This is a genomic window from Streptosporangium sp. NPDC020145 (assembly GCF_040631275.1).
GTDB lineage: Bacteria > Actinomycetota > Actinomycetes > Streptosporangiales > Streptosporangiaceae > Streptosporangium.
Genome location: NZ_JBEXZT010000002.1, coordinates 399,371 through 415,234 on the forward strand (window position 1 = coordinate 399,371; position 15,864 = coordinate 415,234).

The window sequence follows — 15,864 nt, forward strand, 5'->3', positions numbered from 1 at the left end:
GCCGGGGATCAGTCGCGGTCCCAGGCGTAGGGGTCCAGGTAGATGACGTGGCCGCCCTTGTCGTCCGACTCGTCGACGATGTCACGCCGGGGTGGGCGCGGAGGCTCCCGGTCGACCGGTTTCGACGGGCTCTCCGCGGCGGCCGAGGCGTGCTCGTCCTGCCAGTCGTCCCTGATGACCGGGATCGGCTGGGTCTCGCACTCGGTGGCGTCCAGCCAGTGGCCGGGCAGCCTGCCCAGCTCCTCGGGATCGGCGAGGCCGACCTTGCTCGCCACGGTGCCCGCGGCCTTGGCGATCTTGACACCCGCCTTGCGGACCGGGGCGGTCGCCGTACCGACCCTCTCGGCGGCCCTGGCGACGGCGGTGTTCTGACCCCGGAAGATCAGCCACCAGTTGGCCAGTCCCGCGGAGATCCCCGCGGCGACACCGACCTCCAGGGTGACCGAGAGCATCACCTCCCAGGCCGCGGGGCCGACCACGGTGAGCCGTGTGCCACCGAGCGGACCCCCGGACAGCGCCGCCAGCGCCCCGGCCACCGCGCCCGTGAACAGCCCGCAGGCGAACCCCCACAGCGGGGCGCCCTCGTAGGTCGGCGAGGGCGCGATCCTGACGCTCAGGACGCCCGCGACCGCCCCCGCCGCGAACGGCAGCGCGACCACCACCATCACCCACGCCGGAGTGGGACCGGCCTCGGGAAGCGCCCCCAGGATCGGCAGGCTGGGCACGACGCCGAGCTGGACCCCCGTCGGGGCGACCAGCGTCCCCGCGCCCACGGCGAAACCGGGGCCCGCGGTGTAGGCCATGCCCCAGACGATCGCGTTCGGTAGGTAGAGCACCTGGATCAGCAGGAGCAGCAACCCCCCGACGAAGCCGGGAGCCAGGATCTCCGACAACGCCCTGACCTGCGAGAAGTTCGCCACGAGCGCGCCGGTCACCAGGACCGTGCCCGCCACGAGCATGATCCCCAGCGCGGCGGCCGAGCTGATCAGGGCCGCGCGCAGGCGCTCGGGCAGCAACCTCAGCATCGCCCGCCACGGCCCGATCGCCCTGGCCGTGGCCAGCGAGCCCGCGGCGAAGGCCAGCAGCAGGTGGCTGAGCAGCGTCTCACCGATGAACGGCTGGGTGACCTCGTTGTCGGTGATCAGCGCGATCACCCCCGCCAGCAGCGCGTACGGCGCCGCCAGTGAGACACCCGCCTGGGCGACCAGCACGAGCTGCGCCCTGCGCCGGGCGTTGGCCTCGTCCTTCGGGCTGTTCTTCGGCAGTCTGGCGGGCATCCTGAGCCGCAGGTCGGCGTCCCTGGTCATCCAGACGCCCGCGCGGTAGAGCAGGAAGGCGGGCAGGACCGTCAGCCCCAGGGGAAGCAGCCCGATGACCCCGCCGGAGATGGAGAACCCCGCGTGGTGGGCCACCAGCCACAACTGCGCCGCCGTACGGAAGACCCCGGGCAGGCCGCTGCTGAACGCGCCCCTCGGGGAGGCGATCCAGCCGACCAGGGTGAAGGTGGTGAGCACCGCGAGACCCACGCCGAGCGTCCACACCGCGGCGAGCATCCCCGAGACGGGAAGCGGCCTGCGGACGTCGTCGTCGTCACCAGTGACGCCGGGCAGGGGGATACGGCTGAGGACGTTCCGGGGAGCCGTCCGTAGCTGGTCGAGAAGGGCCGTCACAATAGTCGATGGTCTCAGGATCTTCCACGGGGAAGGCACTCATCGCCCCGCGTGTCGCGGCGCCGTACGGGCGGATGTGCGTCCGGGGTGTGCGAACGGCCCCGCCCGGCCGACAACCCCACGCGGCCGGGAACCTCGCGCGTGCGATGATCCGCGCGGCCGGGGACGCCGGAAACAGGGAAAGGCGCCCGTCGAGGACGGGCGCCTTCACCTGTGGCCTGCCGGGATGTCCTAGCGGGCCTGCATGACCTCGCGCATCAGGCGGGCGGTCTCGCTCGGGGTCTTGCCGACGCGCACGCCGACCTTCTCCAGAGCCTCCTTCTTCGCCTGGGCGGTTCCGGCCGAGCCAGACACGATCGCGCCCGCGTGACCCATGGTCTTGCCCTCGGGGGCGGTGAAGCCCGCGACGTAGGCGACGACCGGCTTGGTCACGTGCTGCTCGATGTAGGCGGCGGCGCGCTCCTCGGCGTCTCCGCCGATCTCACCGATCATCACGATCGCGTCGGTCGCCGGGTCGTCCTGGAAGGCCTGGAGGGCGTCGATGTGCGTGGTGCCGATGACCGGGTCGCCACCGATGCCGACGGCGGTCGAGAAGCCGAAGTCACGCAGCTCGTACATGAGCTGGTAGGTCAGCGTGCCGGACTTGGACACCAGGCCGATACGGCCCGCGGTGGTGATGTCGGCCGGGATGATGCCCGCGTTGGAGGCGCCGGGGGAGGCGATACCGGGGCAGTTGGGGCCGATGATGCGGGTCTTGTTGCCCTTGGCGACGGCGTAGGCCCAGAACTCGGTGGTGTCGTGGACCGGGACGCCCTCGGTGATGACCACGCAGAGCGGGATCTCGGCGTCGACGGCCTCCTTGACCGCGTCCTTGGTGAACGCCGGGGGCACGAACACGACCGAGACGTCGGCGCCGGTCTGCTCGATGGCCTCCTTGACGGTGCCGAAGACGGGCAGGCCCTCGTGGACGGTCCCGGCCTTGCGGGCGTTGACGCCGCCGACGACGCGGGCGCCGGAGGCGAGCATGCGGCGGGTGTGCTTGGTGCCCTCGCCGCCGGTCATGCCCTGAACAATGATCTTGCTGTTCTCGGTCAGCCAGATAGCCATTACGCACCTACCGCGGCGAGCTCGGCGGCGCGCTTGGCCGCATCGTCCATCGTGTCGACAAGCTCGACGCCCTTGAGGTTGGCGTCGGCGAGGATCTTCCGTCCGAGGTCGGCGTTGTTGCCGTCGAGACGGACGACCAGGGGGCGGCTGACGGCCTCGCCGCGGCTCTCCAGGAGCTGGAAGGCGGACACGACGCCGTTGGCGACCGCGTCACAGGCGGTGATGCCGCCGAAGACGTTGACGAAGATCGACTTGACCGAGGGGTCGGAGAGGATGATCTCCAGACCGGCCGCCATGACCTCGGCCGAGGCGCCGCCGCCGATGTCGAGGAAGTTGGCGGGCTTGGGCTGGCCGGGGAAGGCCTCGCCCGCGTAGGCGACGACGTCGAGGGTGGACATGACCAGGCCCGCGCCGTTGCCGATGATGCCGACGCTGCCGTCGAGCTTGACGTAGTTGAGGTCCTTGGCCTTGGCCGCGGCCTCAAGCGGGTCCTCGGCGGCCTTGTCCTCGAAGACCGAGTGCTCGGCCTGGCGGAAGGAGGCGTTGTCGTCGAGGGTGACCTTGCCGTCGAGGGCCTTCACCTGGCCGTCGGCGGACAGGATCATCGGGTTGACCTCGACCAGGGAGGCGTCCTCGTCGACGAAGGCGGCCCACAGCTTCTCGATGAGCTCGGCGGCGCCGTCGAGCGCGACCTCGGGCAGGCCGCCCGCGACCGCGATCTCACGGGCCTTGGCGCGGTCGACGCCGTCCAGCGGGGAGACCGGGACCTTGGCGACCTTCTCCGGGGCGGTGTGCGCGACCTCCTCGATGTCCATGCCGCCGGCGGCGGAGCAGATGGCGAGGAAGGTACGGTTCGCGCGGTCGAGCAGGAAGGAGAAGTAGTACTCCTCCGCGATCGCGCTGGCCTCCTCGATCAGGACCTTGTGGACCGTGTGGCCCTTGATGTCCATGCCGAGGATCTGGGTGGCCTTCTGCTCGGCGTCGGCGGCGTCGTCGGCGACCTTGACGCCGCCCGCCTTACCCCGGCCACCGGTCTTGACCTGTGCCTTGACGACGACACGGCCGGTCAGCTGCTCGGCTGCCGCTCGTGCCTCCTCCACGGTGTGCGCGACGATACCGCGCGGCACCGGGATGCCGTACTCCGCGAAGAGCTCCTTCGCCTGATGTTCGAACAGGTCCACGAGGGTCCGTCCTTGCTTGTGCGGCTGGTGTACAGAATGTGGGCGGGCCGGCTCCTCGCTCTCATGGGGGAGCCCGGCGTCTTTGCGCCAAAGAAGCCTAGCCTCCCGAGGGGCGTGGCCAGGTCACCGGGTCCTCGCGGACGAAAGGGCCCTCTTCGCGCGGGACGGAATCATACGCGGGACGGGATCGCGCTTCGCACCCAATCGACGATCTCCTGGGTGGTCGCTCCCGGGGTGAAGACCCGGGCGACTCCCATGCGCTCCAGCTCGGGCATGTCCTCATCGGGGATGATGCCGCCGCCGAACACCACGATGTCGCTCGCGTCGTTCTCCGCCAGCAGCTCGATGACCTTGGCGAAGAGTGTCATGTGCGCCCCGGACAGGACGGAGAGACCGACCGCCGCGGCGTCCTCCTGGATGGCGGTGCGCACGATCTGCTCGGGCGTCTGGTGCAGGCCGGTGTAGACGACCTCCATCCCGGCGTCCCGCAGTGCCCGCGCCACGATCTTCACGCCCCGGTCGTGCCCGTCAAGGCCGGGTTTGGCGATGACCACGCGAATCCTCGACTCGGCTTCCATGCAGACCTCCTTGTCCGCGCTCCACGCGCTACGGAAGAGCTGTTCGCAGCGTAACCGGCGATGCCCCGCCGGATTTCACGGGACCACCGGAAATCTCGACACATTCATGATCATTGTCTGGAATGATGCCTTTCCCTCCCCATGTGAAAACTGATGTACAGGACGGTGAACCCCATGAGGCGATGGATCGCCCCGCTGGCCGCGGCGCTGCTCGCGCCGGCGCTGACCATCACGGCTCCGGCCGCCGCGCAGGCCGCCGCCGTCGACCCGGTGAAGGCGCTCAGGCAACGGCTGGCGTCCTGGGACGGCGTCCGCATCGCCGAGTCGGGCCAGGCCCCCTCGGCGGGCGGCACCCTGAGCTCGCGCCGCACGGGTGTCCTGCGCCTGTCCCCCTCGGGTCTCGCGGGCCTGGACGTCGTACGGCGGGACGTCTCAAGAACCGTCTCCGGCGGCAGAACCGAACTGCGCGCGGAGCGTGTGATCACCGTCGGCGGGGTGAACTACACCTCCTCCCCCCGTTTCGCGGACCGGCTCCCCCACGGCAAGGCCTGGGTCAGCGACACCCGCAGGAACACCCGCTGGGAGGTCCTCCTCGGCGACCAGGCGGTCAACGCGCTCGAACCCTCAACCCTGGGCCTCCTGCTTCGCACCGCGAAGGACCGCCTGCCGTACAAGGGCGGTGTCCAGTACCGGGGCACGGTCACCCTGAAGCGGTTGTACGACGCCTCCCCCTCCTTCAGGGAGCGCCGGGGCTACACGCTGCCCGCCGAGACGGGCCGCCTTTCGGTCGGCTGGCGGCTGTGGCTCGACACCCGCGGACTGCCCACCCGCCTGGTGACCAAGGACCCGCACGGCAGTGACGACATCCGCTACACCGGCTGGGGCACCGGGATCGTCGTGACCGCCCCGCCCGCGGACCAGGTCGTCGACGCCCGTCACCTCGGCTCAGGCGCCGCGATCGAGCGCACGCCGAACTCCCCCGCCGAGGGGGCCAGGTCGGGTGCCGGACGCGAGGACGCGCCGTCCCCCCGAGGCGACGCCGGGACCTCCGATGTCGAGGCCCCCGTCGTCGATGCCCCCGTCGAGAACCGGGAGTCGGCCGTCGGCGCCTCCGGCCGCGGTTGACGACCGCCGGGCTCACCGGATCTCGCGTGCAACCGCGGAATCCATAAAGGCGGAAAGCGAATCACGGCCGCCGAATGCCCGGCCGTTCTCTCCGAGCAGGCCTTTCGCATATCGCCTCCGGCGGCATTCCCGTCCGTCTCGGTTGGACGCCACGTCCCGCCCGGTTCGGCGCCGCACTCGCCTGTCGGACGCCACGCCCCGTCACCGCCCCGCCGCCCCGCTCCGGCCGCCCGCCGTACGGCTCACGCGTCTGCCTGGTCCTGGGCGGTGCGGAGTGAGCGAGGGCGTCGGCGGGGCTCACGGAAGGTGACCAGAAAGACACTGCACCAAATATTCACAACCAACTACGAATAAGCCATCAGATATCGCATTTTATGATGATCATATCTGATATGAATACCCTGAACCCTCCCGAACGGGGCGGAGGGTATATCCAGGAGGAATCCCCCTTTGAAGCGATACATTGCCGGTCTGGCGTGCGCGGCCATGGCCGTGGTGAGCGTCCCCGCGCTCGCGTCGACCGCGCACGCCAAGGCCGCCGACCCGGTCGCCGCGCTGAAGAGCAAGCTCGTCAGCGGCCAGGGTGTGACCTTCGTCGACAAGACGAAGGCCTACACCAAGGGCCAGAAGAGCAAGGTCGCCGTCGACCGTAAGGGCGTCCTGCAGTTCGGTCCGTCGGGTGTCGTGGCATCCGACCAGACCGGGAAGTACAGATTGGACAAGGAAGCCCTCGAAGCCCTTGAGGCGCTTGAGGAGTCCTCCAGCTCCGGCGACAGCGAGGATGACGCGGTCGACGACTTCATCGCCAAGCTGTTCAAGGGCATGACGAAGTCCGAGCGGGTGATCCGCGTCGGGAACACGTCCTACATCTCGGGTGGCGTCTTCGGCGAGTTCATCCCCGCGGACAAGACATGGGTCCGCTTCCCCCAGGAAACGCTTGGCATGGTCGGCACGGCGACCCAGTCGGTCAACGCGGCCGAGCCCACGACGCTCAAGGCGCTGCTCGCGCACGCCACCACCAAGCGCGCCGGTTTCTACTCCGGGAAGATCACCTGGAATGAGCTGGCCAAGGTCTCGCCGTGGTTCCGCGCCTCGCAGACCGTCTCCCTGTCCGGCAACACGGGCAAGACCGTGGTGAGCTGGAAACTCTACGTCGGCGCCGACCAGCTCCCCAAGCGTCTGACGACCAGCTACACGCCGGACAAGAAGACGACGCTGGTCTACGACACCGTCTACAGCGGCTGGGGCAGCATCGTGTCGATCAAGGCGCCCGCGTCCGAGACCGTCGCCGAGCTCAAGGACCTGCAGTTCGACGGGCCCGAGGTTCCGCTCGCCATCCTGCGCGGCGGGGTGAACACCCTCGTCGACCGTCCGGCGACGGGCGCCGCCCGGCAGTGACGGGTGCCTCCCGGTAGTCGGAAGAACGACCACCATGTACGTGCCCGGCGGACCGTGTCCGCCGGGCACGTCTCGTTGATCCCCTGGGTGGGCGACAATCTCCTCACCCCCCTGCGACGACGCGGGGACACCCCGGGAGGATCTTCTCGATGAGGCGAACGACCGCCGTCCTGACCGGTGCCGCCCTCACGGCCCTGGCATTCCCCCTGCTGATGGCGGCCCCGCCCGCCAACGCCCTCGCCGCCGATCCCGTGGCGGCGTTGAAGGGGCGGTTCAAGGCCGGGCACGGGGTGAGGATCGTCGAAAGGGCCAAGCTCGTCGGCGACGGCGGAAACCCGCGCACGGTGTACGGCCGGGTCAAGGGCGTGCTGGAGTTCGGCCCCTCGGGGGTCGTGGCGTCCGACCTGACCAGTTCCTTCGAGCTGCCCGCCGAGGAGGGCACGCCCTCCGAGCCGTTCGCCCCCTCCCGGACGGTCACCGTGAAGGGTGTCTCCTACACCCAGGGCGGCGTCTACGCCGGTTCCCTTCCCGAGGGGAAGAAGTGGCTGCGCAGCCGTGACGACGTCCTCTCCATGACCAACCCCGCGCAGCGGCTGTTCAACCCCCTGGAGCCCGCGACGCTGCGGGCCGCGCTCGCCCACGCGGGCCCCGGCCGTCCCGGCGGCACCCTGGACGGCACCAGGACCGTCGTCCGCTCCGGCTCCTTCACCCTGGGCGAGCTGTACCGGATCTCCCCGTCGGCCCGCGCGGTGCTCGGCGCGAAGCCCTCGGCCAAGTCGGCCCCGCTCAAGGTGAGCTGGCGGCTCTACCTCGGCGCCGACCAGCTCCCCCGGCGTGCCGTCTCGTCGTACGTCCAGTCCGTACGGGGCCTGACCAGCGTCGACGTCACCTATCTCAACGACACCCAGTACGGCGGCTGGGGCCTGCGCTCGGCGCTCAAGGCCCCGTCCGCCGCCGAGGTCGCCGACTTCGACGAGCTGAGGATCGGCGACGCCGACCCCGGGAACGTCTCCCTCAACAACCTGTTCACCGGGTGAACCGGGGTCAGAGCTTCTCGATCGGCGCGTAGGTCAGCAGCAGGGTCTTCTCCCCGCCGCTCCCGAAGTCGATCTTCGCCTTGGTCTTCTCCGCCACCCCGTCGACCGAGACGACCGTGCCCAGGCCGAACTGGTCGTGGGTGACCCGGTCGCCGGGGGCCAGGTTGGGGACCTGCCGCCCGCCGGTCTTCCTTGGCTGGGCGGGACGTGCCTCACGGCGGGTCGTCGCGGCGCTCCAGGCGCTCTTGCCGGGATCGCCGCGCCACTCGACCAGGTCGGCCGGGATCTCGGTGACGAACCGGGAGGCCGGGTTGAAGGCGGGGGCGCCCCAGGAGCTGCGGACGGCGGCGCGGGAGAGGTACAGCCGCCGTTCGGCCCGGGTGATGCCGACGTAGGCCAGTCTGCGCTCCTCCTCAAGCTCCTTGGGCTCGCCCAGCGAACGCATGTGCGGGAAGACGCCGTCCTCCATGCCGGTCAGGAAGACCACGGGGAACTCCAGCCCCTTGGCCGTGTGCAGCGTCATCAGCGTGACCACGCCCTGGCCGCCGTCACCGGCCGGGATCTGGTCGGCGTCGGCCACCAGCGAGACCTGTTCGAGGAACTCGACCAGCGTGCCCTCGGGGTTGGCCTCCTCGAACTCGGAGGCGACCGAGACCATCTCGTCGAGGTTCTCCAGGCGGCTCTCGTCCTGCGGGTCCTCCGAGGCGGCCAGCTCGGCGCGGTAGCCGGTGGCCTCAAGCACCTCCTGGGCCAGCTCCGAGGGCGGCGTCGTCTCCGCCTTGGCGAGCAGGCCGTCGAGCAGCGCGACGAAGTCCTTGATCGCGTTGAGCGAGCGGGTGGCCATGCCCGGTGCCTCGTCGGCCCGGCGCAGCCCCTCCCAGAACGAGACGCGCTCACGGGAGGCGAACGCCTCGACCATGGCCTCGGCCCGCTCGCCGATGCCGCGCTTGGGCACGTTGAGGATGCGGCGCAGTGAGACCACGTCGTTCGGGTTGGCCAGGACCCTGAGGTAGGCCAGCAGGTCGCGGACCTCCTTGCGCTCGTAGAAGCGCACCCCTCCGACCACCTTGTACGGCAGGCCGGTCCTGATGAAGATCTCCTCGAAGACCCGGGAGGCCGCGTTGGTGCGGTAGAACACGGCCACCTGGCCGGGGACGACCTCCTCGTCGTCGGCGAGCCTGTCCACCTCCTGGGCGACGAACATGGCCTCGTCGTGCTCGTTGTCCGCGACGTAACCGATGATCTTCGGCCCCGCGCCCTGGTCGGACCAGAGGTTCTTCGGCTTGCGGCTCTCGTTGCGCGAGATCACCGCGTTCGCCGCGCTGAGGATCGTCTGGGTCGAGCGGTAGTTCTGTTCGAGCAGGATCGTCCTGGCGTCGGGATAGTCGCGCTCGAACTCCAGGATGTTGCGGATCGTCGCGCCGCGGAAGGCGTAGATCGACTGGTCGGCGTCGCCGACGACGCACAGCTCGGCAGGGTCGACGGTGCCCTCCCTGACCACCTCGCCGTCCGCGGTGACCAGCTCGGGAGAGCCGACCAGCTCTCTGACCAGGGTGTACTGGGCGTGGTTGGTGTCCTGGTACTCGTCGACCATGACATGCCGCCAGCGGCGCCGGTAGTGCTCGGCGACGTCGGGGAAGATCTGCAGCAGCGTGACCGTCAGCATGATGAGGTCGTCGAAGTCCATCGCGCCGGCCTCGGTGAGCCTGCGCTGGTAGTTGCGGTAGGCCTCGGCGAGGGTGCGCTCCAGGTGGGTGCCCGCCTGGGCCGCGGCCGTCTCGTAGTCGATCAGCTCGTTCTTGAAGTTGCTGACCTGCGCCGAGAAGGAGCGCGGCGGGTAACGCTTGGGGTCGAGGTCCATCTCCCTGCAGACCATGGCCATCAGCCGCTGGGAGTCGGCCTGGTCGTAGATGGAGAAGCTCGTGGGGAAGCCGAGCCGCTTGGCCTCCCTGCGCAGGATGCGCACGCACGCGCTGTGGAAGGTCATCACCCACATCGAGGCCGAACGCGGGCCGATGAGGGCGTCGATCCGGTCCTTCATCTCCCTGGCGGCCTTGTTGGTGAAGGTGATGGCCAGGATCTCCTGCGGCCTGACGTCACGCTCGGCCAGGAGGTAGGCGATGCGGTGCGTCAGCACCCGTGTCTTGCCGGAGCCCGCGCCCGCGACGATGAGCAGGGGGGCGCCGTGGTGCACGACGGCCTCACGCTGCTGGGGGTTGAGCCCGTCGAGCAACGGGTGGGTCAGGGGAGCGGCTGGGATCGACACGTCCCCTAGGGTAAGGCGGCCCGCCGACAGCCGGGTCCAGGAATGTGGGCGGGCCGGTGGACGGTTATGAGAATTCATCAGTACGTGAACGACACGAGGGGGCGCACATGTTGTCGGAGAGCGAGATCGAGCGGGTGCTCGTGGTCACCGCCCACCCTGACGACGTCGACTTCGGCGCGGCGGGCTCGATCGCGCGTTTCACCGACCGTGGTGTCGAGGTGACGTACTGCGTCGTCACGGACGGCGACGCGGGGGGCTTCGACCGGGAGGTGGACAACGGCGGGATGGCCGAGCTGCGCCGTGGCGAGCAGACCGCGGCCGCCAAGGCCGTCGGCGTGACCGACGTGCGCTTCCTGGGCTACCCGGACGGCTCCGTGGTGCAGAGTCTCGACCTGCGGCGTGACATCGCCCGGGTCATCCGCCAGGTCAGGCCCGACCTGGTGATCACCCACTCGCCGGAGCGCAACTACCGTTTCGTGGCCCCCAGCCACCCCGACCACCGGGCCGTCGGCGGGGCCGCGCTCGACGCCGTCTACCCCGACGCCCGCAACCCCTACGCCTTCCCCGAGCTCCTCCTCCAGGAGGGTCTTGAGGCGTGGACGGTCAGGGAGGTCTGGCTCAACGGCTCGCCGACCCCGGACCACCACGTGGACATCACCGAGACCGTGGACCGCAAGATCAACGCGCTGCGCGCCCACGCCAGCCAGGTGAGTCACATGGACGACCTCGACGGCTTCGTGCGCGACCGGTTCGGTCAGACGGCGGTCACGGCGGGCTTCGGCGAGGGCCGTTACGCGGAGGCCTTCCAGCGGGTCCTGACCGTCTGACCTCCGACCTGCGAGCCGTACCTTTTCGGCGGAGTCCGAGGCCGCCCGCGTGGGCGGGCGGCCTCCTCCCGTCCGCGTCGAGTGCCCGGAGACCGTCTCGCGACCGCGGTGACCGCGAAGGAATCCGAGAAGGTCCGACCGGTCCGCAGCGTGTCCTGACCGTCTGAGACCACGATCGCGTTCGTCTCTTGTAAGCTTTGCCCACATTACCTAGTATTCAGGTAGGTAATGCATGCTTAACGACCGGATGGAGACAAACGTGCGCAAGAGAGTCCTCGCCACCGCAGTCGTCGCCCTCGCCGGCATGTTCACGAGCCTGCCAGCCGGTGCCGTCACCGCGGGCCAGGGCGCGCCGGGGGTCGGCGACCCCTACTACCCCGACTACGGCAACGGCGGATACGACGTCGCCCACTACGACCTGAGACTGAAGTACCAACCCGCCGACGACCACTTGGAGGGCACGGCGACCATCACGGCCACCGCGACCCAGGACCTGACCCGCTTCAACCTCGACTTCGCGCTGACGGTCAGCGAGGTCCTGGTCAACAACCGCAAGGCGACCTTCGCCCGGTCGGGCGCCCACGAGCTTGAGATCACCCCGGCGCTGCCCCTGCGCAGGAACCAGCCCGTCACCGTGGTGGTGAGATACGCGGGCACGCCGTCCCAGGTCACGGTCAACGGCATCAACCCCTGGCTGCGCACCCCCGACGGCGGTGTGGCGGCGGGCGAGCCCGAGGGCTCCTGGTGGTGGTTCCCGAGCAACGACCACCCCTCGGACAAGGCGACCTACGACGTCTCCGTCCTCGTCCCCGACGGCACCCAGGCCATCAGCAACGGCACGCTGCAGTCGGCCGTCTCCCGCCTCGGCTGGACCCGCTACAACTGGCGTTCCGCCAAGCCCCAGGCGACCTACCTGACCACCCTCGCGGTCGGCAGGTTCGAGATCGTCACGGACACCACGGAGAGCGGCCTGCCGGTCTTCAGCGCCTACAGCAGGGACCTCGGCGCCGACGAGGGCGCGGCCAAGGCGAGCGTCGGGCGCGCCGCGGAGATCCTCGACTGGGAGACCGGGGTCTTCGGCCCCTACCCGTTCGACGCGATCGGCGGCTACGTCCCCAACGTGCCCACCGGCTACGCCCTGGAGACCCAGACCAGGCCCTTCTACAGCCCGCGTCACTTCCGCAGCGGGGCCAACCCCTACGTGGTGGTGCACGAGCAGGCACACCAGTGGTTCGGCGACGACGTCTCGGTGAGGACCTGGCGCGACATCTGGCTCAACGAGGGCTTCGCACGTTACGCCGAGTGGCTCTGGTCGGAGAAGGAGGGCGAGGGGACGGCCGCGGAGCTGGCCGCCTACACCTACGGCTTCTACCCGGCGGACAACCCGTTCTGGCAGGTCAGGCCGGGCGACCCGGGTGCTGAGAACCAGTTCCACGCCGCGGTGTACAACCGGGGCGCCATCGCCCTGCAGGCCCTGCGCGGCGAGGTCGGCGACCAGACCTTCTTCAAGATCCTCAAGGGCTGGCCCGTGGCCAACAAGTACGGCAACGCCCGCGTCGAGGATTTCGTCGCCTACGCCGGGCGCCTGGCCGGCAGGCCGCTGGACGACCTGTTCAGGACCTGGCTGTTCACCGCCGGCAAGCCCGCCTCGCCCCCGGTGGCGGCCAACGCCCGCAGCGCCGCCCCCACCGGCCCGCTCCAGGAGCCCAGGTCCTGGAAGAAGATCCAGCGCGAGGGCCTGTCCGACCACGCCGAACACTGACCCGCGCGTCCCGGCGCGGAACACGGAAAGGAGGGATGCCGTTCACGCACCCACAGGAATCCGCTGAGCACGCACGTCCCACGGTCCCCGTGTCCCTCTCAGGGCGCGGGGACCGTCACGTCAGCGAGAGGTGTCGGCGGGGGCCAGCCGCGCGAACAGGTAGCCGAGCGAGTTGGTCGCCACGTGCAGCAGCGACGGCGCGGCCAGGCCTCCCCTGCGCCGTAGCTCGCAGAACACGACCCCGGCGAGCGCCGTCGCGACCACGGAACCGGCGACCGCCCGGGAAACCTCCCGCGTGGACGGCTTGCCCGGCGTGGGGTCCTCCCCCGCGGCCAGGCGGCCGAGGGCCGGGTTCGCGGTCAGCATGTCGATCGCGGGCAGCACGTGCCAGAGGCCGAACAGGGCCGAGGAGACCGCGGTCGCCGTGACGGGCCCGTGCGAACGGGCGACGAGGGCGTGCACCACCCCGCGGAAGCCGACCTCCTCAAGCAGGACCGTGCCGAACGGCACCTGGATCAGGGCCTCCTCGGCCACCCTGGCCGGTGAGAGCGCCAGCGCCCGCTCGTCGCGGAAGAACCCGCGGGTGGCGGGCAGCGCGATCCCCACCCCGTAGGCCCCGGCGACCGCGGAGGCCAGGACGCCCCCGATCAACAGGCCGCGGGAACCCTCCTGGAAGCCGACCTCCGACCAGGAGACCCCACGGCGTCGGGCGACCGCGAGCAGGACGCCGACCGTGACGGCCGAGGTCAGCGGGGCCAGCCTCGGCGCGACCCGGTTGTTGAGCACGTTGGCCGCCGCCAGCACGGCGACCGCCCCCGCCAGCGCGGCCCGCTGCCGCTGCCTGACGGGCGCGACCCGCTCGCGCGCCGCCCGCCGTACCGCCTTGAAGGTCCTGAAGCCCATGCTCTCCGGATGCACGCGTCGCGTCATCCCGCCTCCGTCCCTGCCAGTTCCGGGATGGGTCATCCGGCCTCGGGCCGCCGCCACCCTGCCGGGAAGCGCAGCCCGCGCCGTTCCTGAACGGTGAGACCACCCCAGATGCCCTCGGGTTCGGCCGCCCTCAGCGCGTAGGCGCGGCACTCGCCCAGGACCGGGCAGCCGGAGCAGACCGCCTTCGCCCGCGCCTCCTGCTCGACCGCCTGCGCCAGCGGGAAGAACAGCTCGGGATCGCTCGCACGACACGCCCCCCGTACGGCCCAGCCGATCTCCCCGACCATCTTCCGCATGACATCACCCCCTGGTGGACCACCGATCAACAGACTAGGCGGACCGGGGTGACGCCGACATCAACCTCGTGGCGGATTTCCGGGTAGGCGCCGCGGCGTACCCGGCGCCCAGGACGGTGCTCCGGACAGAGGCTCCGAACAGGGGCTCGGACAGCGCTCCGGGCAGGGGCTCGGTTCAGGGGCTCAGTTCAGGGGCCAGGCGTGGACCGGCTCGTTGGTGTGCATGTGCTCGATGTAGCGCAGGGTCATCCGGCGCAGCGCCTCGTGCCGGTCGAGGCCGTCGGTCGCCTCAAGGGCCTCGACCGTGCCGGTCTGCCACCTGGCCCCGGTCCTGCCCGTCACGCACCGCCGTTCGACGATGGTGAGCAGCCTGTCGCGTATCTCCGCGTCCACGCCCCGCAGCCGGAGGCCCTCGTCGGCGATCGGCAGCAGGCGGCGCAGGATCAGGTCCGAGGCGGTCACCTCGCCCTCCCCCGGCCAGTAGAGGCGGGCGCCGAGACCGTGCCTGGCGGCGGAGTGCAGGTTGTCCCGCGCGGCGGAGAAGGGCATACGCGTCCAGATCGGCCGCTCGGCTTCGGTGAGCACGCGCATGAGGCCGTAGTAGAAGGCCGCGTTCGCCGCGATGTCGGCCACCGAGGGCCCGGCGGGCAGCACCCGGTTCTCCACCCTCAGGTGCGGGACGCCGTCCACGACCGCGTAGATCGGCCGGTTCCAGCGGTAGACGGTCCCGTTGTGCAGGGTCAGCTCGGCCAGCTCGGGCGGGACGCCCCGGTCGAGTTCCTCCTGCGGGTCCGCCTCCTCACACAGGGGCAGCAGCGGCGGGAAGTAGCGGACGTTCTCCTCGAACAGATCGAAGACCGAGGTGATCCACCGTTCGCCGAACCACACCCTCGGCCGCACCCCCTGGGCCCGCAGCTCGACGGGACGGGTGTCGGTCGCCTGCTCGAACAGCGGGATCCTGGTCTCCTGCCACAGGAGCCTGCCGAACAGGAAGGGCGAGTTGGCCGCGACCGCCACCTGCGGCCCGGCGACGGCCTGGGCGGCGTTCCAGGTGGCCGCGAACGCCGAGGGCGCCACCTGGAGGTGGAGCTGGAGGCTCGTGCAGGCGGCCTCGGGCGTGATGCTGTCGGCGTAGGTGTCGAGGCTCTCCCCGCCCTCGATCGACAGGTGCATGTCCTCACCCCTGGCCGCGAAGATCTGCTCGTTGAGCAGCCGGTAGCGGGGGTTGGCCGACAGCGTCCCCTCGTGCACGTCGCTCTCGCGCAGCGTGGGCAGGATCCCGACCATCACCAGGTGGCCGCCGACCGTGTCGGCCCGCTCCTCGGCGTGGTTGAGCCGGTCGCGCACCGCCTTCTCCAGGCGTACGGCGCCGTCCCCCTCAAGCGGCTCGGGCAGGACGTTGATCTCGACGTTGAACTGGCCCAGCTCCGTCGCCCAGTCCGGTTGGGCGATCGCCGCCAGCACCTCGGCGTTCTTCATCGTGGGCTCACCCCGGTCGTCGACCAGGTTGAGCTCTATCTCCAGGCCCGCCCGTGGCCTGTCGGCCTCGAACCTGAACTCACGCAGCATCCGCGCCAGCGCGTCGAGGGACCGCCGGATCTTGTCCCGGTAGCGTCGGCGGTCCTCCCGGCTGAACACCATGGCAGGTACGTCACGACCCATACATCGCAGAGTCGCACATAAGTTA

At 70.4% G+C, this 15,864-nt stretch carries 13 protein-coding genes; 5 read left to right on the forward strand and 8 right to left on the reverse strand.

Features of this window, described 5'->3' with window-relative positions; genetic code table 11:
- Positions 1-8 precede the first annotated feature (8 nt).
- From ABZ463_RS04445 to ABZ463_RS04460, 4 genes are all read right to left on the reverse strand, one after another.
- Complete coding sequence (locus tag ABZ463_RS04445) at positions 9-1,670, reverse strand: DUF6350 family protein (RefSeq protein WP_352010088.1); 1,662 nt, start codon at positions 1,668-1,670, stop codon at positions 9-11.
- Positions 1,671-1,901: 231 nt separating this feature from the next.
- Positions 1,902-2,777, reverse strand: coding sequence for a succinate--CoA ligase subunit alpha (gene sucD / locus ABZ463_RS04450; protein ID WP_352010089.1), 876 nt, complete (start codon positions 2,775-2,777; stop codon positions 1,902-1,904).
- Positions 2,777-3,958, reverse strand: a complete 1,182-nt coding sequence (gene sucC / locus ABZ463_RS04455; RefSeq protein ID WP_352010090.1) for an ADP-forming succinate--CoA ligase subunit beta — start codon at positions 3,956-3,958, stop codon at positions 2,777-2,779. The genes sucD and sucC overlap by 1 nt, the downstream gene beginning before the upstream one ends.
- A gap of 170 nt (positions 3,959-4,128) precedes the next feature.
- Positions 4,129-4,536, reverse strand: a complete 408-nt coding sequence (locus ABZ463_RS04460) for a cobalamin B12-binding domain-containing protein (protein WP_184712787.1) — start codon at positions 4,534-4,536, stop codon at positions 4,129-4,131.
- 174 nt (positions 4,537-4,710) lie between these two features.
- On the opposite strand from ABZ463_RS04460, the gene ABZ463_RS04465 reads away from it, so the two are divergent.
- From ABZ463_RS04465 to ABZ463_RS04475, 3 genes are all read left to right on the forward strand, one after another.
- Positions 4,711-5,661, forward strand: a complete 951-nt coding sequence (locus ABZ463_RS04465) for a hypothetical protein (protein WP_362772880.1) — start codon at positions 4,711-4,713, stop codon at positions 5,659-5,661.
- A 450-nt stretch (positions 5,662-6,111) separates the two neighbouring features.
- Positions 6,112-7,059: a hypothetical protein gene (locus tag ABZ463_RS04470; RefSeq protein WP_362772883.1), complete on the forward strand. Its 948-nt coding sequence runs from the start codon at positions 6,112-6,114 to the stop codon at positions 7,057-7,059.
- A 149-nt stretch (positions 7,060-7,208) separates the two neighbouring features.
- Complete coding sequence (locus ABZ463_RS04475; protein WP_362772886.1) at positions 7,209-8,096, forward strand: hypothetical protein; 888 nt, start codon at positions 7,209-7,211, stop codon at positions 8,094-8,096.
- Between the two features lie 7 nt (positions 8,097-8,103).
- Here ABZ463_RS04475 and pcrA read toward each other — a convergent pair whose 3' ends face one another.
- Positions 8,104-10,329 (reverse strand): DNA helicase PcrA, encoded by a 2,226-nt coding sequence (gene pcrA, locus ABZ463_RS04480; RefSeq protein ID WP_362773282.1) that lies wholly within the window; start codon positions 10,327-10,329, stop codon positions 8,104-8,106.
- A 140-nt stretch (positions 10,330-10,469) separates the two neighbouring features.
- Between pcrA and ABZ463_RS04485 the strand changes: the two genes are divergently transcribed.
- Positions 10,470-11,189: a PIG-L deacetylase family protein gene (locus ABZ463_RS04485; protein WP_352010095.1), complete on the forward strand. Its 720-nt coding sequence runs from the start codon at positions 10,470-10,472 to the stop codon at positions 11,187-11,189.
- Between the two features lie 259 nt (positions 11,190-11,448).
- Entirely contained in the window at positions 11,449-12,951 is a 1,503-nt protein-coding gene (locus tag ABZ463_RS04490; protein ID WP_362772890.1) for a M1 family metallopeptidase, read from the forward strand.
- Positions 12,952-13,071: 120 nt separating this feature from the next.
- On the opposite strand, the gene ABZ463_RS04495 is transcribed toward ABZ463_RS04490, so the two are convergent.
- From ABZ463_RS04495 to ABZ463_RS04505, 3 genes are all read right to left on the reverse strand, one after another.
- Positions 13,072-13,881, reverse strand: a complete 810-nt coding sequence (locus tag ABZ463_RS04495; RefSeq protein WP_352010097.1) for a CPBP family intramembrane glutamic endopeptidase — start codon at positions 13,879-13,881, stop codon at positions 13,072-13,074.
- A gap of 32 nt (positions 13,882-13,913) precedes the next feature.
- Complete coding sequence (locus ABZ463_RS04500) at positions 13,914-14,177, reverse strand: WhiB family transcriptional regulator (RefSeq protein WP_352010098.1); 264 nt, start codon at positions 14,175-14,177, stop codon at positions 13,914-13,916.
- Between the two features lie 183 nt (positions 14,178-14,360).
- Positions 14,361-15,839, reverse strand: a complete 1,479-nt coding sequence (locus tag ABZ463_RS04505) for a glutamate--cysteine ligase (RefSeq protein ID WP_352010099.1) — start codon at positions 15,837-15,839, stop codon at positions 14,361-14,363.
- Between the last annotated feature and the right edge of the window lie 25 nt (positions 15,840-15,864).